The organism is Micromonospora fiedleri (assembly GCF_016774385.1).
Classification (GTDB): domain Bacteria; phylum Actinomycetota; class Actinomycetes; order Mycobacteriales; family Micromonosporaceae; genus Micromonospora; species Micromonospora gifhornensis.
Genome location: NZ_JAETXL010000010.1, coordinates 87,121 through 107,694, shown reverse-complemented (window position 1 = coordinate 107,694; position 20,574 = coordinate 87,121). Strand labels below are relative to the sequence as shown.

At 71.1% G+C, this 20,574-nt stretch carries 13 protein-coding genes; 4 read left to right on the top strand and 9 right to left on the bottom strand.

Going from position 1 to position 20,574, the window contains the following annotated elements:
* Positions 1-62: 62 nt before the first annotated feature.
* Positions 63-2,516 carry a Tex family protein gene (locus JMF97_RS25375; RefSeq protein ID WP_203223798.1) on the bottom strand — a complete coding sequence of 818 codons (2,454 nt, stop codon included), beginning with the start codon at positions 2,514-2,516 and terminating at the stop codon, positions 63-65.
* 62 nt (positions 2,517-2,578) lie between these two features.
* On the opposite strand from JMF97_RS25375, the gene JMF97_RS25370 reads away from it, so the two are divergent.
* Positions 2,579-4,090 carry a deoxyguanosinetriphosphate triphosphohydrolase family protein gene (locus JMF97_RS25370; RefSeq protein ID WP_203223797.1) on the top strand — a complete coding sequence of 504 codons (1,512 nt, stop codon included), beginning with the start codon at positions 2,579-2,581 and terminating at the stop codon, positions 4,088-4,090.
* Between the two features lie 10 nt (positions 4,091-4,100).
* Here the strand turns inward: JMF97_RS25370 and JMF97_RS25365 are convergent, their stop codons facing one another.
* The 7 genes from JMF97_RS25365 to JMF97_RS25335 form a co-directional block, all read right to left on the bottom strand.
* On the bottom strand, positions 4,101-4,784 hold the full coding sequence (locus JMF97_RS25365) for a NeuD/PglB/VioB family sugar acetyltransferase (RefSeq protein WP_203223796.1): 684 nt from the start codon (positions 4,782-4,784) through the stop codon (positions 4,101-4,103).
* A gap of 141 nt (positions 4,785-4,925) precedes the next feature.
* Entirely contained in the window at positions 4,926-6,065 is a 1,140-nt protein-coding gene (locus JMF97_RS25360) for an MBL fold metallo-hydrolase (RefSeq protein ID WP_203223795.1), read from the bottom strand.
* A gap of 51 nt (positions 6,066-6,116) precedes the next feature.
* Positions 6,117-7,193, bottom strand: a complete 1,077-nt coding sequence (locus JMF97_RS25355; RefSeq protein ID WP_238360115.1) for a serine hydrolase — start codon at positions 7,191-7,193, stop codon at positions 6,117-6,119.
* Positions 7,194-7,274: 81 nt separating this feature from the next.
* Positions 7,275-8,459, bottom strand: coding sequence for a zinc-dependent alcohol dehydrogenase (locus JMF97_RS25350; protein ID WP_203223794.1), 1,185 nt, complete (start codon positions 8,457-8,459; stop codon positions 7,275-7,277).
* Positions 8,460-8,633: 174 nt separating this feature from the next.
* The gene (locus JMF97_RS25345) at positions 8,634-9,392 is read right to left on the bottom strand and encodes a succinate dehydrogenase/fumarate reductase iron-sulfur subunit (RefSeq protein WP_203223793.1); all 759 of its coding nucleotides are present in this window, start codon (positions 9,390-9,392) and stop codon (positions 8,634-8,636) included.
* Positions 9,389-11,326, bottom strand: a complete 1,938-nt coding sequence (locus JMF97_RS25340; RefSeq protein WP_203223792.1) for a fumarate reductase/succinate dehydrogenase flavoprotein subunit — start codon at positions 11,324-11,326, stop codon at positions 9,389-9,391. The genes JMF97_RS25345 and JMF97_RS25340 overlap by 4 nt, the downstream gene beginning before the upstream one ends.
* Positions 11,327-11,328: 2 nt before the next feature.
* Complete coding sequence (locus JMF97_RS25335; RefSeq protein WP_203223791.1) at positions 11,329-12,021, bottom strand: succinate dehydrogenase cytochrome b subunit; 693 nt, start codon at positions 12,019-12,021, stop codon at positions 11,329-11,331.
* Positions 12,022-12,092: 71 nt separating this feature from the next.
* Between JMF97_RS25335 and JMF97_RS25330 the strand changes: the two genes are divergently transcribed.
* The 3 genes from JMF97_RS25330 to rfbB all read left to right on the top strand — a co-directional run bounded on the left by JMF97_RS25330 (position 12,093) and on the right by rfbB (position 15,794).
* Positions 12,093-13,031 (top strand): LysR family transcriptional regulator, encoded by a 939-nt coding sequence (locus tag JMF97_RS25330; protein ID WP_203223903.1) that lies wholly within the window; start codon positions 12,093-12,095, stop codon positions 13,029-13,031.
* A gap of 65 nt (positions 13,032-13,096) precedes the next feature.
* Complete coding sequence (locus tag JMF97_RS25325) at positions 13,097-14,440, top strand: FAD-dependent oxidoreductase (RefSeq protein ID WP_203223790.1); 1,344 nt, start codon at positions 13,097-13,099, stop codon at positions 14,438-14,440.
* A gap of 307 nt (positions 14,441-14,747) precedes the next feature.
* On the top strand, positions 14,748-15,794 hold the full coding sequence (gene rfbB, locus JMF97_RS25320; RefSeq protein ID WP_203223789.1) for a dTDP-glucose 4,6-dehydratase: 1,047 nt from the start codon (positions 14,748-14,750) through the stop codon (positions 15,792-15,794).
* A 4-nt stretch (positions 15,795-15,798) separates the two neighbouring features.
* On the opposite strand, the gene hrpA is transcribed toward rfbB, so the two are convergent.
* Positions 15,799-19,857: an ATP-dependent RNA helicase HrpA gene (gene hrpA / locus JMF97_RS25315; protein ID WP_203223788.1), complete on the bottom strand. Its 4,059-nt coding sequence runs from the start codon at positions 19,855-19,857 to the stop codon at positions 15,799-15,801.
* Positions 19,858-20,574 lie beyond the last annotated feature (717 nt).

Sequence of the window (20,574 nt, the reverse complement as noted above, 5' to 3'; positions counted from 1 at the left end):
CCACCCGATCACCGGTGCCGGCCCGGCCCGACGCTACGCCCGCCCGGTGCGGCGGGGTCGGCTCAGAGCAGCCCGGCGCGGCGCAGCGCGTCGGCCATCGCGCCGTCGGCGGGCGGCTGCGAGCTGCGGCCCTGCCGCACCTGGCCGCCCCGACCCTGCCGGTCCTGGCCGCCGCGACCCTGGCCACCTCGTCCCTGCCGGTCCTGACCACCCCGGCCCTGGCCGCCGCGACCCTGCGGGTCCTGGCCACCCCGTGCCTGCGGCTCCTGGCCGCCGCGCCCCTGGCCGCCGCGGGCCTGCCGGTCCTGGCCGCCGCGCGGACCCGGTTCGGCGTCGTCGTCCAGCCGCAGGGTCAGCGAGATGCGCTTGCGCGGCACGTCCACGTCCAGCACCTTGACCCGGACCACGTCGCCGGACTTCACCACCTCGTGCGGGTCCTTGACGAAGGTGCGCGACATCGCCGACACGTGCACCAGGCCGTCCTGGTGCACCCCGACGTCGACGAACGCGCCGAACGCGGCGACGTTGGTGACCACACCCTCCAGCACCATGCCGGGGGTCAGGTCGCTGATCTTCTCCACGCCCTCGGCGAAGGTCGCCGTCTTGAACTCCGGACGTGGGTCGCGGCCCGGCTTCTCCAGTTCGGCGAGGATGTCGGTGACCGTGGGCAGACCGAACGTGTCGTCGACGAAGTCGGTGGCGCGCAACCCGCGCAGGATGGCGCTCTTGCCGATGATCGAGCGCAGGTCCTGCCCGGTCGAGGAGAGGATCCGACGCACCACCGGGTACGCCTCCGGGTGCACGCTGGAGGAGTCCAGCGGGTCGTCGCCGCCGGGGATGCGCAGGAAGCCGGCGCACTGTTCGAACGCCTTCGGGCCGAGGCGGGACACCTTCTTCAACTCGGCGCGGGTGCGGAAGGGGCCGTTGGCGTCCCGGTGCAGCACGATGTTCTCGGCCAGTCCCGCGCCGATGCCGGAGACCCGGGTGAGCAGGGGCGCGGATGCGGTATTGACGTCCACGCCGACGGCGTTGACGCAGTCCTCCACGACGGCGTCCAGCGACCGGGAGAGCTTCACCTCGGACAGGTCGTGCTGGTACTGCCCGACCCCGATGGACCGCGGGTCGATCTTGACCAGTTCGGCGAGCGGGTCCTGGAGGCGGCGGGCGATGGAGACCGCGCCCCGCAGCGACACGTCCAGCCCGGGCAGTTCCTGCGCGGCGTACGCGGAAGCGGAGTAGACCGACGCGCCCGCCTCGGAGACCACCAGCTTGGTCAGCTTCAGCTCGGGGTGCCGCTTGATCAGGTCGGCGGCCAGCTTGTCGGTCTCCCGGCTGGCGGTGCCGTTGCCGATGGCGATCAGTTCGACCCCGTGCGCGGCGGCCAGGGTGGCCAGGGTGTGCAGGGAGGCGTCCCACTGCCGACGCGGCTCGTGCGGGTAGATGGTGTCGGTGGCGACCACCTTGCCGGTGGCGTCCACCACTGCCACCTTCACCCCGGTCCGCAGGCCCGGGTCCAGTCCCATGGTGGGCCGGGCGCCGGCCGGTGCGGCGAGCAGCAGGTCCCGCAGGTTGGTGGCGAAGACCCGGACGGCCTCCTCCTCGGCCGCCTGCCACAGCCGCATCCGCAGGTCCGCCCCGAGGTGGATGAGGATGCGGGTACGCCAGGCCCAGCGCACCGTGTCGGTCAGCCACTTGTCGGCCGGCCGCCCCTGGTCGGTGACGCCGAACCGGCCGGCGATCGCGGCCTCGTACCGGGTCGGGCCGGTGACGACCGCGTCGGCGTCGCCGTCGGCCTCCGGGTCCATGGTCAGATCGAGTACGCCCTCCTTCTCGCCCCGGAACATGGCCAGGATCCGGTGCGAGGGCAGCCTCGGGTACGGCTCGGCGAAGTCGAAGTAGTCGGCGAACTTCGCCCCGACGGTCTCCTGTCCCTCGCGTACCCGCGACACCAGCCGGCCCCGCGACCACATCTGCTCCCGCAGCGTGCCGATCAGGTCGGCGTCCTCGGCGAACCGCTCGATCAGGATGGCCCGGGCCCCGTCCAGCGCGGCGGCGGCGTCCGCCACGCCCTTGTCGGCGTCGACGAACCCGGCCGCCACCGTCTTCGGGTCCTGCGTCGGGTCGCCGAGCAGCGTGTCGGCAAGCGGCTCCAGCCCGGCCTCGCGGGCGATCTGGGCCCGGGTCCGCCGCTTGGGCTTGTACGGCAGGTAGATGTCCTCCAGCCGGGACTTCGAGTCGGCGGCCATGATCTGCGCTTCGAGGGCCTCGTCGAGCTTGCCCTGGTTGCGGATCGACTCCAGCACCGCGGCCCGCCGCTCGTCCAGCTCACGCAGGTACCGCAGCCGCTCCTCCAGGGTGCGCAGCTGGGTGTCGTCGAGCAGCCCGGTGGCCTCCTTGCGGTACCGCGCGATGAACGGCACCGTGGCGCCGCCGTCGAGCAGCTCAACGGCCGCGCGTACCTGGTGCTCGGCGACGCCGAGCTCGCCGGCGATGCGCTGATGAACAGAGAGGGTCACGATGTCGCTCCGCCTTCTGGTGTGGGTTCCGTCGTGCATTCTGCCGGGCTACCGTGGCGATCATGGAAGCACCTGTGGAGCCTCGGGCGCGGCGGCTGTTCGGCGGCAGCGCACGCGCCCTCGGCGACCTTGCGACCAGCCCGTTCCGCACCGACCGGGACCGCATCGTCGGCTCGCCGTTCTTCGCCCGGCTCGGCGGGGTCACCCAGGTGGTGAGTCCCGGCGGCTCCGGGCTGCTGGTGCACAACCGGCTCACCCACAGCCTCAAGGTCGCCCAGGTGGCCCGGGCGATCGCCGAACGCCTCACCGCCGACGGCTGGCAGCGTGACCTGGCGGAGAAGTTGGGCGGCTGCGATCCGGACGTGGTGGAGGCCGCCGCGCTCGCCCACGACCTCGGCCATCCGCCCTTCGGGCATCTGGGGGAGCGGGTGTTGGACCGGCTGGCTCGGCATCGGCTCGGCCTGCCCGACGGGTTCGAGGGCAACGCCCAGTCGTACCGGATCGTCACCTCGACGGAGATCCGGGGCGCGGCCACCACCGGCCTGGACCTGACCGCGGCGGTGCGGGCCGCGATGCTGAAGTACCCGTGGACCCGGCTCGACCATCCGGACCCGCATCCGCGCCTGTTGGATCCGCCGCCGCGCGGGGCGAGCCCGCCGCCGGACGACCCGGACAGCGGCTCGGCGAAGTTCGGGGCGTACCGCACCGAGGTGGATGATCTGCGGCAGGCCCGGGCACCGTTCGTCGGGCGGATCGCCGACTGGCAGCAGACCGTCGAGGCGTCGGTGATGGACATCGCCGACGACATCGCGTACGCCATCCACGACGTGGAGGACTTCTACCGGGTCGGGGTGCTCCAGCAGGGTGCGGTGGCCGCTGAACTGATGGCCTGGCAGCGCGAGGGCGGGCACCTGCGGGCCATCACCGACGCGGCGCTGACCACCTCGGCGCGCCGCCCCGGCGCGGCGATCGAGCGGCTGCGTCGCCAGCTGCACCGCAAGGACAGCTGGGTCGCCGACGACGACGCCTTCGCCTCGGCGGTCGAACACGTCCGCGAGGAACTTGTCGACGGGCTGCTCGCGGTGCCGTTCGACGGTTCGATCGAGGCGGAACAGTACGTGGCCCGTTTCTCCGCCCGGTGGACCACCCGGCTGGTCGACGCGATCACCATCACCGAGAAGCCGTCGCTGCGTTCCGGGCACGTGCTGCTGGCCCCACCGCAGTGGCACGAGGTGCAGGTGCTCAAGTTCGTCCACCACCGGTTCGTGCTGGCCCGCCCGGATCTGGCGTTGCACCAGCGGGGTCAGGCCCGGCTGCTCGGCACCCTGGTCGAGGCGCTGCTGGAGTGGCTGCTCGACCCGGAGGAGGAGTCCCGGCTGCCTCGCCGCCTGCACGACCTGGTGGAGTTGGCCGAGGCGGAACTGCATCCGCGTACCCCGGACCGGATCGGCCGGGCCCGTGGCCGGGCCATCGTCGACTTCGTCGCGCAACTGACCGACGGGCAGGCGGTGGCGATGCTCGACTCGCTGTCCGGCCGCTCCGGCGCGCTGTGGACCGACGCGTTCGTGCTCTGAGCGGCGCGACTCAACGGGCCGGTACGCCTTTGACCACGGTGTCCGGCGGCACGTCGCGTACCACGCAGGCCCCCGCGCCGACGATCGCGCCGGCACCGACGCGCAGCCTGGGCAGCACCACCGCACCCGCGCCGATCAGTGCGGCGGTGTCCAGACGGCAGTCGCCGGAGACGGCCGCGAGCGGGTGCAGCGAGACATGGTCGCCGACCACGCAGTCGTGGGCGAGGGTGGCGTTCTGGTTGACGTGCAGGTGCCGTCCGGCGGTGACGTTCGTGGTGATCCGGGCCCCGGCGAACACCACCAGCCCTTCGGCGCAGACCAGGTCGGCGCCGACGGTGGCGTCGGGGTGTACCAGACTGGCCACCGGCAGGCCGAAGGCGTCGACGCGGGCGGCCACCGTCCGGCGGACCCTCGGGTCGCCCAGGGCGAGCGTGACGTGGGTCTGCGGGGGCAACTGCCCGAGTACGGCGAGGGTGCCGAGGTACGGCAGCCCGGTCGCCTCCGCCCGTTTACGGTTCACGTCCGACGGGGCGTCGTCGACGAAACCGACCGGCCGCCAGACCGGCCGACCGGCCGCCTCGTTGACCGCCGCCACCAGTTGGGCGATCTCCCGACCGTGGCCGCCGCAACCGACGATGACGAGGTCGAGACCCGCCTGCGGGAGGGCGGTCGCCTGGTGGCGGCGAACCTGCATGCGTCTCCTCCGCCCACTGACCGATGACCACTGACCGCTGGCCGATCCGCGAGCAGATTAGCCAGTTTGTCGCAGTAGGCGCGGTTATCCGCCGACCCCGGCGAGTCATCGGTGTCCGCGGCCGGGCGTCCGGCCGACGTCTCAGGCGATCGCCTGCCACCAGCCGTCGACCGAGGGCGGGTCGTCGACCGTCACCCGCTCACCCGGGCGCGGCACGGCCAGCCGGACGTCGCGCGCCTTGGCCTCGGCCCAGAGCCGGTCCACCGGCTCCGACCAGTCGTGCAGCGCCAGGTTGAAGGTCGCCCAGTGCACCGGTACGAGCAGTCCACCGCGCAGGTCGACGTGGGCGGCGACCGCCTCCTCCGGGAACATGTGGATGCTCGCCCAGGCGTGGTCGTACGCGCCGATCTGAATGAGCGTCATGTCGAACGGGCCGTACGCCGCGCCGATCTCGGCGTAGCCGGCGAAGTAGCCGGAGTCTCCGGTGTAGTAGACCCGGCGCTGCCGTCCGGCCACCACCCAGGAACTCCAGAGGGTGCCGTTGCGGCGCAGCCCGCGCCCGGAGAAGTGCTGGGCGGCGGCGCAGGTGATCTCCAGGTCGGCCACCCGGTGGGTCTGCGCCCAGTCCAGTTCGATGATCCGGTCGGCCGGCACGCCCCACCGGTCGAGGTGGGCGCCGACGCCCAGCGGCACCAGGAACGGCGCCGACTGCCGGGCCGTCAACTCCCGGACGGTGGCCATGTCGAGGTGGTCGTAGTGGTCGTGGGAGATCAGGATGGCGTCGAGGTGGGGCAGTTCGTCGAGGCGTACCGGCGGCTCGTGCAGTCGGCGCGGGCCGAGCGCGGACGACGGCGAGCACCGCTCGCTCCACACCGGGTCGAGCAGCACCCGCCGTCCCTCGATCTCGATGAGCGTGCTGGCGTGGCCGTACCAGATGACGGTCAGTTCGCGGGCCGGGTCGACAGGTGTGGCCGCGACCGGGCGGACCAGTGGCACGGGGGCGCTCGGGCGGCGTTTCTGCTTACCGAAGAGCAGCTCCCGGAGCAGGTTGCGGTCCGGATCCGGGGCGGTGATCGGGGTGCCCGGCCGGTTGTGGAAGACGCCGTCGCGGAACTGCGGCGAGCGAGCCGCCCGGTCCGCCCGGGCCCCGGCGAGCCGACCACCGAGCGCGGCCGGGACGTCCCGGGCCGCCCAGGCCAGACCGGTCAACCCGGCCAGGGCGGCGAGCCCCGCCATCGAGCCGCTGATCCGTCGCCCGGTCACCTTCTTCGACGCCCGCATGGTTCCCCCTCCGTCGCGGCCCGGAGTCCACGTTAACCGCCGTCGGCTCGGTCAGCCGCCGTTGCTGGGTCGGTGCAGGTGGGCGCGGTGTCGGGTCCCGCTGCCGCCGACCCGGTCGGTGGCGTCCAGGAACCGCCGCCCCAACCTGGCCCGGGCCGCCACGGCGGGGTGGGTGGCGCCGTAGTCGTCCGCGCCCGGCTGGCCGTCGGCGAAGAGCGCGTACGTCAGCACCGGTGCCCCGGCGGCGTCGAAGATGACCCCTGCCTCGTGCCGGGCGTCGGCGAACCAACCCGCCTTGGTGGCGATGCGGGCCCGCTGCGCCGACGACATCTCCCGGCGGATGCCGTCGGTGAACGCCACCGGCGAGCGCAGCAGCCGTAACACGACATCGGTCGAGGACGGTGTGAGCAGGGTGCCGCCGACCAGGGCCCGGAGCAGGTCGTGGGTTTCCCGGGGGGTACTGGTGCCGAGGAAGAACCGGTTCGGGTTGGCCACCGGCTGCACCTGGGTGTTGGGGAAGCCCTTGGCCTGCAGGATCTGGTTGAGCTCGGCGGCCGGGCAGACCAGCCCGCAGAGCCGTACCGCGGTGTCGTTGGAGACGGTCAGCAGGTTGGCCAGCACGTGTCCCAGGGTCACCTGGCTGGGGTAGGCACCGTCGAGGCTGAAGATGCCGTCGCCGCCGGGCACCACGATGGCGGCGCTCACCTCGACCCGCTGGTCGAGGGTGAGCAGACCCCGGTCGACCTTGTCCAGCACGGCGACCGCGACGGCGATCTTGTTGACGCTGTACGCCTCGATCCGGCGGTCCGCCGACTCGGCCACCGCGACCATCGGGTCACCGCCGGTCGGGCTGGTGAGGCTGACGTACGCCTGCCAGTTCCCGCCGGCCCGGCCGGTCTCCCGCCGGTACGCGGCAGCGACACGCGCCACGGCACTCCTGCGCTCGGCGCTGCCGGTGCCCCCGGCCGGGCCCGGCTGCGCGGTCGTCCCGGCCTGGCCCGGCTCCGCGGCGCTCATCGCAGCCTGGCTCGGCTCAGCGGCGGCCGGCACGCTGGTGCCGAACACGGTGCCGGCCGTGGCCACGGTGCCCAGGCCGAGCGCGGTCCTGCGGTTCACTCGGATGGTCAATCGTCTCTCCCGTCGGTGCCCGATCGTGTCCTCGGGACACCTTAGGCCGACGGATCGACGCGTGTGCGCCCGTCGATGCGCTCACGGGGCGAGCACGACCTTGACGCAGCCGTCCTCCTTGCGCTGGAACATCTCGTACGCCTGCGGGGCCTGCGCCAGCGGCATCCGGTGGGTGCGCAGGTCCGTCACGCCGAGCGGGTCGCTGCCGTCGGCGAGCAGCGGGATGATCTCGTCGGTCCAGCGTCGGACGTGACACTGGCCCATCCGCAACTGGATGCCCCGGTCGAACATCTCCATCAGCGGCAGCGGATCGACCTCACCGCCGTACACACCGGAGATGGAGACGGTGCCGCCGCGCCGTACGGCCTTCAACGCGGCCTTGAGCACGACGAGCCGGTCCACCCCGGCCTTGTCGATCATCTGCCCGGCCAGCTTGTCGGGGAGCAGCCCGGCGGCGGTCTGAGCGATCTTGCCCAGTGGCGCGCCGTGCGCCTCCATGCCGACCGCGTCGATCACCGCGTCCGGTCCGCGCCCGTCCACCAGGTCGATCAACGTGCCGGACACGTCGTCGATCTGGCTGACGTCGAGGACCTCGACGCCGTGCCGGCGAGCCATCTCCAGACGCTCCGGCACCACGTCGAGGCCGATCACCCGTTCCGCGCCGAGGTGCCGACCGACCCGGGCGCAGAACTGACCCACCGGGCCGAGGCCGAAGACGGCCAGGGTGCCGCCGCGCGGGGTGTCGGCGTACTTCACCGCCTGCCAGGCCGTCGGCAGGATGTCGGAGAGGTAGAGCCACTGCTCGTCCGGACCGGTCTCCGGCACCTTGATCGGCCCGAACTCGGCGTGCGGCACCCGCAGGTACTCGGCCTGACCGCCGGGCACCGAGCCGTACAGGGAGGTGTAGCCGAACAGGGCCGCGCCCTTGCCCTCCGAGGTGACCTGGGTGGTCTCGCACTGCGCGTACAACTGGCGGGAGCACATCCAGCAGGAGCCGCAGGCGATGTTGAACGGCACCACCACCCGGTCGCCGGGCTTGAGCCGGGTCACCCCCGCGCCGACCTCCTCGACGATCCCCATCGGCTCGTGCCCGAGCACGTCACCCGGCTTGAGGTACGGCCCGAGAACCTCGTACAGATGCAGGTCCGACCCGCAGATCGCGGTGGAGGTGATCCGTACGATCGCGTCGGTCGGCTCCTCGATCCGCGGGTCCGGCACCTCCTCGACCCGCACATCCCGCTTCCCCTGCCACGTCAACGCCCGCATACCGCCCCTCCTCGCCATCGTCCGAATACCGGCCTGCTACCCCCACCACTGGCCTTCAACCGGACAGACAGAGTTGATCATGAGGTTGACGGCAGTTGTTGATCGCTGCACTGCCGCCAACCTCATGATCAACGGAGGAGTTGGGGGTGGGGTGGGGGTGGGTGGGGGTGGGCGTTAGGGGGTGTCGGGGCGTTTGGTGGTGGTGGCGGCTAGGTAGTCGCGGTTGAGGCGGCCGATGGTGGTCAGCGGGATGCCCTTGGGGCAGACGGCGGTGCACTCGCCGGCGTTGGTGCAGCCGCCGAAGCCGGCCTCGTCGTGGGCGTCGAGCATGCCGATGACCCGGGTGTACCGCTCCGGCTGGCCCTGGGGCAGCAGGCCCAGCTGGGTGACCTTGGCGGCGGTGAACAGCATGCCGGAGCCGTTCGGGCAGGCCGCCACGCAGGCGCCGCAGCCGATGCAGGCGGCGGACTCGAAGGCGGCGTCGGCGTTGGCCTTGGCCACCGGCACCGAGTGCGCCTCCGGTGCGCTGCCGGTCGGTGCGGTGATGTACCCGCCCGCAGCGATGATCCTGTCGAAGGCGCTGCGGTTGACCACCAGGTCCTTGATGACCGGGAAGGCGCGGGCCCGCCACGGCTCGATGTCGATGGTGTCGCCGTCGGAGAACTGTCGCATGTGCAGCTGGCAGGCGGTGGTGCCGCGCTGCGGCCCGTGAGCGTTGCCGTTGATCATCAGGCCGCACATGCCGCAGATGCCCTCACGGCAGTCGTGGTCGAAGGCGACCGGTTCCTCGCCGGCGAGGATGAGCCGCTCGTTGAGCACGTCGAGCATCTCCAGGAACGACATGTCCGGGGAGACGTCCTCGACCTGGTAGGTCACCATCCGACCCTTGTCCGCGGGGCCGGATTGGCGCCAGATGCGCAGGGTCAGGTTCACTTGTAGCTCCGCTGCGTGGGGTGGACGTATTCGAACTTCAGGTCTTCCTTGTGCAGCACCGAGGGCTCACCGGTGGCGGTGAACTCCCAGGCGGCGACGTAGGCGAAGTTGTCGTCGTCGCGCTGCGCCTCGCCGTCGGGGGTCTGGTGCTCGGCCCGGAAGTGGCCGCCGCAGGACTCCTCCCGGTGCAGGGCGTCGATGCACATCAGCTCGGCCAGCTCGAAGAAGTCGGCCACCCGGCCGGCCTTCTCCAGCGACTGGTTGAGCCCGTCGGCGTCACCGACGATGCGGACCCGCTGCCAGAACTCCTCGCGCAGCGCACGGATCTCGTCGATCGCCTTGCGCAGCCCGGCCTCGGAGCGCTCCATGCCGCAGTGCTCCCACATGATCTGACCGAGCTCGCGGTGGAACGAGTCCACCGTCCGGTCGCCGTTGACGGCGAGCAGCCGCTGGAGGCGGTCCTCGACGTTGCGGCGGGCCTCGATCGCGGCCGGGTGGCTGCCGTCGATCTTCTCGAACGGGCCGGCGGCCAGGTAGTTGGCGATCGTGTTGGGCAGCACGAAGTAGCCGTCGGCCAACCCCTGCATCAGCGCCGAGGCGCCGAGCCGGTTCGCGCCGTGGTCGGAGAAGTTCGCCTCGCCGATCACGAACAGGCCGGGGATGGTGGACTGCAGGTCGTAGTCGACCCAGAGGCCACCCATCGTGTAGTGCACGGCCGGGTAGATCCGCATCGGGACCTCGTACGGGTCCTCGCCGGTGATCCGCTCGTACATCTCGAACAGGTTGCCGTACTTGGCCTCGATGGCCTTGCGGCCGAGCCGGTTGATGGCGTCGGCGAAGTCCAGGTAGACGCCGAGCTTGGTCGGGCCCACGCCCCGACCCTCGTCGCAGACGTTCTTCGCGGCCCGGGAGGCGATGTCCCGGGGCACCAGGTTGCCGAAGGACGGGTAGATCCGCTCCAGGTAGTAGTCCCGCTCGTCCTCGGGGATGTCCCGGGGGGCCCGGTCGTCACCCTTGGCCTTGGGCACCCAGACCCGGCCGTCGTTGCGCAGCGACTCGCTCATCAGGGTCAGCTTCGACTGGTGGTCGCCGGAGACCGGGATGCAGGTCGGGTGGATCTGCGTGTAGCAGGGGTTGGCGAAGTACGCGCCCTTGCGGTGGGCCCGCCAGGTGGCGGTGACGTTGCAGCCCTTGGCGTTGGTGGACAGGTAGAACACGTTGCCGTAGCCGCCGGAGGCGAGCACCACCGCGTCGGCGAACTCGCTGGTGATCTCACCGGTGACCAGGTCCCGGACCACGATGCCCCGGGCCTTGCCGTCGACGACGATCAGCTCCAGCATCTCGTGCCGGGCGTTCATCTCCACGTTGCCCAGGCCGATCTGCCGCTCCAGCGCCTGGTACGCGCCGAGCAGCAGCTGCTGGCCCGTCTGGCCCCGGGCGTAGAAGGTGCGCTGCACCTGGGCGCCACCGAACGAGCGGGTGTCGAGCAGGCCGCCGTACTCGCGGGCGAACGGCACACCCTGGGCGACGCACTGGTCGATGATGTTGACCGACACCTCGGCCAGCCGGTGCACGTTCGACTCGCGGGAGCGGAAGTCGCCACCCTTGACGGTGTCGTAGAAGAGCCGGTGCACCGAGTCGCCGTCGTTGCGGTAGTTCTTGGCGGCGTTGATGCCGCCCTGCGCGGCGATCGAGTGTGCCCGGCGCGGGCTGTCCTGGTAGCAGTAGGACTTGACCTGGTAGCCCTGCTCGGCGAGCGTGGCCGCGGCCGAGCCGCCGGCCAGACCGGTGCCGACCACGATCACCGTCATCTTGCGTCGGTTGGCCGGGTTGACCAGCTTGGCCTCGAACCGGCGGCGTTCCCAGCGGCTCTCGATCGGGCCGTCGGGAGCCCGGGTGTCGGCGACCGGGTCGCCCTCGATGTACAGATCCATGGTCAGGACACCAATCCGGTGAGTACGGCGAACGGGACCACGAGGTAGCCGGCGACGAGCGCGGCGGAGAAGACCAGCGCCACCGCCTTGGCCCGCTGCTCGCCGCGCGGGGTCTGCTGGCCCAGGCTGCGCAGTGCGCTGAAGACACCGTGGCGCAGGTGGAAGCCGAGCGTGACGACCGCCAGGGTGTAGAAGAGCGTGACGTACCACCGTTCCGGCGCGAAGGTGGCGACGACGTTGGCGTACGGCCGGGACGGGTCGCCGACCGGGTTCAGGTGCCCGGTGGTCAGGTCGAGCAGGTGGTAGATCACGAAGAAGAGGATGATCACGCCGCCCCAGCGCATGGTGCGGGCGGCGTAGCTGCCCCGGACCTTCTTGCGGTGGGCGTAGCGGACCGGGCGGGCGGCACGGGCGCGCAGGGCCAGCACGGTGGCGGCCCAGATGTGCCCGACGGCCGCGACGACGAGGCCGATGCGCATGAACCAGAGGAACCAGACGCCCGGCAGCAGCGGCTTGCCGACCTCGCGCAGCCAGTGCGCGTACCCGTTGAACGAGGAGTCGCCCGAGAAGACCTTCAGGTTGCCCAGCATGTGTGCGATGAGGAAGAACACCAGGAAGATGCCCGTCACCGCCATGACGGCCTTGAGGCCGACGTTGGAGCGGATGGGCGACCGAGTTCGAGTCGTGACTACCACGTGCCCGACGCTAGGAGCACTTCGATCAGTCGTCCAATGCATCGACACCGCAGTCTTGATAGCCATAGGCTATCCAGATGCAGCTCCATCAGCTCAAGTACTTCATTGCAGTAGCCGAAGTACGACATTTCACCCAGGCGGCCGATGTCGTCGGGATAACCCAGCCGTCGCTGAGTAAGCAAATTCACGCCCTGGAGGACACCCTCGGCGCCCCGTTGTTCGAGCGGGTAAGGGGCAACATCACCCTGACCGCGGCCGGTGAGGTGCTGCTGCCCCTGGCCAAGCGGATCCTCGCCGACGTGGAGACCGCCACCCGCGAGGTGCAGGAGCTGGTCGGTCTGCGGCGCGGGCGGGTCCGCCTCGGTGCCACCCCGAGCCTGGCCACCTCCCTCGCACCGCCGGTGCTGCGCCGCTTCCGCGACGTCCACCCCACCGTCGACCTGCGGGTGGAGGAGGGTGGCTCACAGGACCTGGTCCGCCACCTGCTCCGCGGCGACCTGGACCTAGCCTTGATCATCATGCCGGCCCAGGGCATCGACCCGGGGCTGCGCGCCGACCCGATCCTGACCGAGAGCCTGGTGGTCGCCTCGGTCGATCCGCTGCCGACCGCGTACCCCGGAACCGACCTGCAGATCACCGACCTGCGCGACCAGCCGCTGGTGATGTTCCGCGAGGGCTACGACCTGCGCGACGCCACCCTGCAGGCATGCCGGGCCGCCGGGTTCGAACCGACCCTGTCGGTCGACGGCGGCGAGATGGACGCGGTGCTCAGCTTCGTCGAGGCCGGGCTGGGCATCGCCCTGGTCCCCGGCATCGTGGTGGCCCGCCGGCCCGGCATCCGGGTCACCCGACTGGCCCCACCCGGGGTACGCCGCACGATCGCGGTGGCCCGCCGCCGCGACGTGGTGCCCACCCACGCCGGCCGCGAACTGCGCCGCATCCTGCTCGACTACGTGCACACCGCCACCGCCGGCGACGAGCTTCCGCCCGGGGTCGAGCCGCTGACCTGAACCAGCACGGCATCGAGCACGATCGAAGCAGCCAGGGGTCGTGGCGCGCGCATAGGCTGCCCCGCATGGCAGCCTCCGGTCGCGCCGTCGTCATCGGAGCCAGTCTGGGCGGACTGCTCGCCGCCCGGGCGTTGGCGGAGAGCTTCGCCGAGGTGATCCTGCTGGACCGGGACACCCCGCCGGACGAGCCGGTGCACCGCCGAGGCGTCCCGCAGGGCCGTCACGTCCACGTCCTGCTCGACCGGGGCCGCCAAGCCCTGGAGAGTCTCTTCCCCGAGCTCGGCGCCGAGCTGTACCGCCTCGGCGCCACTCCGGTCGACCTGCACGGTCAGGTGCACTGGTACAACGACGGGCACCGGATGCTGCCGGCCCGCTCCGACCTGACCGCCTTCGGCATGAGCCGACCGCTGCTCGAACAGGTGGTCAGGCAGCGCACCATGGCGCTTCCCGGGGTGACCGTGGTGCCCGACTGCGAGGTGACCGGTCTGCTCGCGACCGACGACCACCGCCGGGTCACCGGAGTACGACTCGCCCCGCGCGACGGCCGACCATCAGCCCTGACCGCCGATCTCGTGGTCGACGCCGGTGGCCGGGCCAGCCGCAGCCCGATCTGGCTGACCGAGCTCGGCTACCCGACGGTGGAACAGGAACGGGTCGAGGTCGGGGTCACCTACGTGACCCGCCGATACCGGCGCGAGGCCGGCCAACTGGAGGACAAGCTCGGTGTCCTGTCCAACGCGATGCCGGGCTGTCCCCGCTACGGCGTCGTCGCACCGCAGGAAGGTGGGCGGTTCGCGGTCACCATGGCGGGCATCCTGGGCGAGGAACCCCCGGTCGACGAGGCCGGATTCGTCAGGTACGCGACCTCGCTGGCCGCCCCGCAGGTAGGCGAACTGGTCCGGCACGCCCAGCCGCTGGACGAGCCGGTGCTGATGCGCTTCCCGGCCAGCGTCCGACGTCGCTACGAGCGGCTGCCCCGCTTCCCGGACGGCCACCTGGTCTTCGCCGACGCGCTGTGCAGCCTCAACCCGGTCTACGGGCAGGGCATCACCGTCGCCGCCGTACAGGCGTTGCTGCTGCGCCGGCTGCTCGCCCGCGGGCGTCACCGGTTGGCCCGGCGGTTCTTCCGGCGGGCGGCGCGTGTGATCGACGCGCCGTGGTCCATCGCCGTCGGCACCGACCTGCGCTTTCCGGGAGTCACCGGGCGGCGTACCCGCAAGGTCCGGTTCGTCAACGCCTACCTGGCCCGGCTGCACGCGGCGGCCGCGCACGACGTGGCGCTCGGCGCCGCCTTCCTGCGGGTGATCAACCTGATCGACCCGCCGACCCGGCTGCTCGGCCCGCAGGTGATGCTCCGGGTGCTCGTCAACGGACGCCGGCGCCCCTCGGCGCCGTCCACGGCGGGGTAGGCGCGGGTCCCGCCGCGCCCGTCCCACCGCTCCGCCTGTCGTACGCCGCCGTTCGGACCGAGCTGTCTGTCCGGTTGTGCGGCCCGACGTTTAATTCGTCCTTAAGCTCCCAATATCCACCACCCACAGCACGCTCGTCACCTATCGTGAGGTCTTGCACGAGGGCTTGTCCCTCTTTTGTCGCTTTTCGAGGCCAAACCATCTGCGGGCGCGGCGCGACCACAGGGTGGGTGAGATGGCGGCCCACCCGGAGAGTCCGGGGGTGGATAGACGATGCGCGGATTCGCGTGGCAGGGAGGCCACATACATGAGGATCCTGGTGACCGGTGGTGCTGGCTTCATCGGGTCTCACTTCACCCGGTGCCTGTTGGAGGGACGTTACCTCGGCTTCGAAGGCAGCGCCGTCACAGTGCTGGACAAACTCACGTACGCCAGTGACCGCAGGAACCTGCCCGCCACCCATCCGCGGTTGACCTTCATCCGCGGTGACGTCGCCGACGTGTCACTCCTTCGCGAGGTGGTGCCCGGCCACGACGTGGTGGTGCACTTCGCGGCCGAGTCGCACGTCGACCGGTCGATCGACGACCCTGCGCCGTTCTTCGAGAGCAACGTGATGGGCTCCCACCGGCTGATGGCCGAATGCGTCCGCAGTGGAGTGAGCCGCGTCGTGCACGTCTCCACCGACGAGGTGTACGGCTCGATCGCGGAGGGCTCCTGGGACGAACGCTGCCTGCTCGAACCGAACTCGCCGTACGCCGCCTCCAAGGCCGCGAGCGACTGCGTGGTGCGCTCCTACTGGCGGACCTACGACCTCGACGTGTCGATCACCAGATGCGCCAACAACTACGGGCCGTACCAGCACGTGGAGAAGGTCATTCCACGCTTCGTGACCAGCCTGCTCTCCGGCCGGGACGTCACCCTGCACGGCGACGGCAGCGCGGTACGGGAATGGTTGCACGTCGACGACCACTGCCGGGCCATCGCCCTCGTGTTGGCCAAGGGACGCGCCGGCGAGGTCTACAACATCGGCGGCGACATCGAGCTGACCAACCGGGACCTGGCCGACCGGATCCTGCAACTGGCCGGTGCCGGTTGGGACCGGGTCCGGCACGTCGCCGACCGCAAGGTGCAGGACCAGCGCTACTCGCTGGACTTCCGCAAGATCTCCGAGGAGCTGGGCTACGAACCGCGGATCAGTTTCGACGACGGGCTGATCGAGGTCTTTCACTGGTACCGGGAGAACCGGGAGTGGTGGGGCACGACCTGCCCGGAGCCCCGTTCGGCGGGTGGAGAACTGACCCGTACGGTGGCGGATCTGCCCGTCGGCTGGGACTTCCCGGTGCAGGTCGGCTGAGCACTCAGCGTCCTTCGGCGTCGTCCATGGCCCGGTAGATGCGTTGCTCCGAGATCGGGTACGGAGTGCCCAGGGCCTGCGCGAAGACGCTCACCCGCAGTTCCTCGATCATCCAGCGGATCTGCTGTACGGCGACGGAGTCACGTCGGGCCGGCGGGAGTGCGGCGAGCATCTCGTCGTACTCCCGCTGGACCACCGCGATCCGGTCCTGCAACTGCTTGTCCCGGGGCGGATTGCCGGGCAACCGGTCCAGCCGCCGCTCGATGGCGGTCAGGTAGCGCAGCAGATCGGACAGCCGGGCGTAACCGACCTCGGTGATGAAACCGGCGTGCACCAGCCCGGTGAGCTGGTTACGGATGTCGGCCAGGGCGGCCACCACGGCCAGGTTCCTCGTCGCGCCGAGCCGCTGCTGCACCGCGTACGCGGCGGCGAGCACCGCCCGGACCCGCTCCATCACCTCCACCACGGTGTCCACCAGGTCGGCGCGGACCTTGTCCCGCAGCGCGGTGAAACCCTCGGCGTCCCAGACGGGCCCGCCGGCGTCACCGATCAGCTTGTCGATCGCCGCGCCGGTGGCGTCCTCGATCAGCGCCTGCACCCCGCCGTGCGGATTGCGCGACAACGCCAGCTTCGCCTCGTTGGAGAGCCGACCCTGGAGGAACTTGGCCGGTGACGGCACGGTCAGCCGCAGCAGCCGCCGGGTACCCGCCCAGTGCGCGGCCTCCTGCTCGCCCGGCGAGTCGAAGACCCGTACGCCGACCGTGGCGCCCTCGTCCACCAGCGCCGGGTACGCGGTCACCGCGTACCCCGCCCGCACCTGCTCGATGGTGCGCGGCAGGGTACCGATCTCCCAGCCGGTCAGCCCGGTACGCGCCACGTCCGGCGCGGCGGCGGCCACCACCTGGCGTACCTCGGCCTTGAGCTGGCGTTGCAGGGCCGGCAGATCCTTGCCCTCGGCGACCGGCTTGTCGTCGTCGCCGAGCACCCGGAAGGTGACCCGCAGGTGCGCCGGCAACCTGCCGAGATCCCAGGCCTCGCGGGGCACGGTCACCCCGGTCATCCGGCGCAACTGCCGGGTCAGCGCATCCAGCAGCGGCTCCTCGCCGGGCGTGATCGCGGCCAGCGCGGCGCGCGCGAAGTCCGGCACCGGTACGAAGTTGCGCCGCACCGGCTTGGGCAGCGAACGGATCAACGCGATGACCAGTTCCTCCCGCAGACCCGGCACCTGCCAGTCGAAGCTCTCCGCCGGGACCTGGTTGAGCAGCGGCAGCGGGATGTCGACGGTCACCCCGTCGACCGGGGACCCGGGCTCGAACGTGTACGTCAACGGCAGCTCGACACCCTCGGTGCGCCACCGGTCGGGGAAGTCCGCCTCGTCCACCCCGCCCCGACCCGCGTTGACCAGCAGCTCACGGGTGAAGGTGAGCAGCTCCGGCCGCTCCCGCCGGGTCTTCTTCCACCAGCTGTCGAAGTGCCGCCCGGAGACCACGTCGGCGGGAATCCGCTCGTCGTAGAACTGGAAGATCGTCTCGTCGTCGACCAGGATGTCACGCCGCCGGGCCCGGCTCTCCAACTCCTCCAACTCGGTACGCAGCCGCTCGTTGTCCCGCCAGAACTGGTGGTGGGTGGACCAGTCGCCCTCGACCAGCGCATGCCGGATGAACAACTCCCGGCTCAGCACCGGATCGATCCGACCGAAGTTGACCTTGCGAGAGGTGACAAGCGGTACGCCGTACAGCGTCACCTTCTCGTACGCCATCACCGCCGCCTGCTTCTTCTCCCAGTGCGGCTCGCTGTAACTGCGTTTGACCAGGTGCTGGGCCAGCGGTTCGACCCACTCGGGTTCGATCCGCCCGTTCACCCGCCCCCACAGCCGGGAGGTCTCCACCAACTCGGCGGACATCACCCAGCGCGGCGGCTTGCGGAACAGCGCCGAGCCGGGGAACAGTCCGAACTTCGCCCCCCGGGCACCCAGGTACTCGTTCTTCTGGGCGTCCTTGAGCCCGACGTGCGACAGCAGGCCGGGCAACAGCGACTGGTGCACCTTCGGGGTGTCGATCTCCTCCGGCAGGTCCGCGCCGGCCTGGCGTCGCCCACCTCCGCGCGGGGCGTCGTCGTCGGCGCCTCGCCGTCCGCGCCCCCGGCCCTCCGAATCGGCGGTACGCAACACCTGGCGCAACTGGCTGACGATGTCCTGCCACTCGCGTACCCGCAGGTAGTTGAGGTACTCGGCCTTGCACATCCGACGGAACGCGCTGGAGGACAGGTCCTTCTGCTGTTGGCGCAGATACCGCCACAGGTTCAGAAACGCCACGAAGTCCGACTCTTTGTCGGCGAACCGGGCGTGCGCCTGGTCGGCCTGGGCCTGCTTGTCGGCCGGCCGCTCACGCGGATCCTGGATCGACAACGCCGCGGCGATCACCATCACCTCGGTGGCGCAGCCGTTGCGCTCCCCTTCGAGCACCATCCGCGCGAGCCGGGGGTCGACCGGCAGTTGGGCCAACCGCCGCCCGAGCGCGGTGAGCCGCCGATCCAGGTCGGTCTCGGCCGGGTCCAGAGCACCCAGCTCGTGCAGCAGGTTGACCCCGTCGGCGATGTTGCGCCGGTCCGGCGGATCGATGAACGGGAAGGCGGCGATGTCACCCAGCCCGATGGCGGTCATCTGCAGGATGACCGAGGCCAGGTTGGTGCGCAGGATCTCCGGGTCGGTGAACTCGGGCCGCGACAGGAAGTCCTGCTCGTCGTAGAGCCGGATGCAGATACCGTCCGAGGTACGCCCACAGCGGCCCTTACGCTGGTTGGCGCTGGCCTGCGAGACTGGCTCGATGGGCAGCCGCTGCACCTTCAGCCGCTGCGAGTAGCGGGAGATCCGGGCGGTACCCGGGTCCACCACGTACTTGATGCCGGGCACGGTCAGCGACGTCTCCGCGACATTCGTCGCCAACACCACCCGCCGACCGGAGTGCGGGGCGAAGACCCGGTGCTGCTCGGCGACGCTCAACCGGGCGTACAACGGCAGGATCTCGGTGCCGAGCAGCGACCGCTTGTTCTGCACCAGCTTGCCCAGCGCGTCCGCGGTGTCCCGAATCTCCCGTTCCCCGCTGAGGAAGACCAGGATGTCACCCGGGCCCTCGGCGGCCAGTTCCTCGACCGCGTCACCGATGGCCTGGATCTGATCGCGGACGTTCTCCTCGTCCGCCTCCTCCTCGTCGGCGTCCGCCACCTCGACCAGCGGCCGGTAGCGCACCTCCACCGGGTACGTCCGTCCGGACACCTCGACCACCGGCGCCGGTACGCCCTCGGGATGCTCCTCGGTCGGTGGCCCCGCGAAGTGCCGGGCGAACCGGTCGGTCTCGATCGTCGCCGAGGTGATGATCACCTTGAGGTCGGGTCGACGGGGAAGCAGTTGCTTGAGATAGCCCAGAATAAAATCGATGTTGAGGCTGCGCTCGTGCGCCTCGTCGATGATCAAGGTGTCGTACTGGCGCAGCATCCGGTCGTTCTGCAACTCGGCCAGCAGAATGCCGTCGGTCATCAACTTGACCAGGCTCTGCTCACTGACCTGATCGGTGAAGCGCACCTTGTAACCGACCACGTCACCCAGCTCGGTGCCCAACTCCTCGGCGATCCGATCGGCCACCGTACGCGCCGCCAGCCGACGAGGCTGCGTGTGCCCGATCAGCCCGCTGATCCCACGCCCCAACTCCAGGCAGATCTTCGGCAACTGGGTGGTCTTGCCCGACCCGGTCTCACCGGCCACGATCACCACCTGGTGATCCCGGATCGCGGCGGCAATATCGTCCTTGCGCTCGCTGACCGGCAGCGCCGCCGGATAAGTGATCTTCGGCAGCGCGGCCCGGCGCCGTTCCAGCCGCCCCTCCGCCGCAGCCACCTCGGCCGCGATCTCAGCCAGCGCCGACTCCCGCCGCTGCGGGTCGCGCAGCCTGCGCACCCCGTCCAGCCGCCGGCGCAGCTGACGCTGGTCACGGAACATCAACGGGGGAAGGCGACGCTGCAACGCGCGGATCGGATCGGTCGCGGCAGGTGAGACTGGATTCTGCATGTCGTGCCCAAGGATAGGCAGCCCGCCGCCGCCCCGCCTCCGGGTTACCCCCGCCCCGCCCCGAGCCCGCGCCGCCCCGAGCCCGCCCCGTCCCGGGCCCGCGTCGCTCCGGGCCCGCGTCGCTCCGGGCCCGCGTCGCTCCGGGCCCGCCCCGCTCCGGGCCCGCCCCGCTCCGGGCCCGCCCCGCTCCGGGCCCGCCTCGCTCCGAGCCCGCCCCGCTCCGAGCCCGCCCCGCTCCGAGCCCGCGCCGCTCCGAGCCCGCGCCACCCGGGCTAACCGCGCCGCCCCGAGCTCGGGGCGTTCTGAGCCTGGCCGTCCCAAGCCCAGCCCAGCCCAGCCCAGCCCAGCCCAGCCTGGCCCGGCCGTCCCGAACCGCGCCGTCCCGGAGTTGATCGTCCCGGGCCCGGTCGACCCCGGACCTGGCCGCCCGAGCGGTGACAGGTAGACCGCAGCACCCCTTTGCTCTGCTTCAACCGGCGCAACGGATGTCGTCGCCATTCGGTGCGTGGGGTGAAGCAGAGCAAAGCGGCGTCGTCCAAGGGCTAGCGATCCGAGTGTGGCCAGATGGTCCGCGACGCCCTTCTGCTCCGCTTCAACCAGCGCAGTCGTCCCGAGCGGTGGCCAAGTGGTCCGCAGCACCCCTTTGCTCTGCTTCAACCGGCGCAATGGGCGTCGTCGCCATTCGGTGCGTGGGGTGAAGCAGAGCAAAGGGCGCTG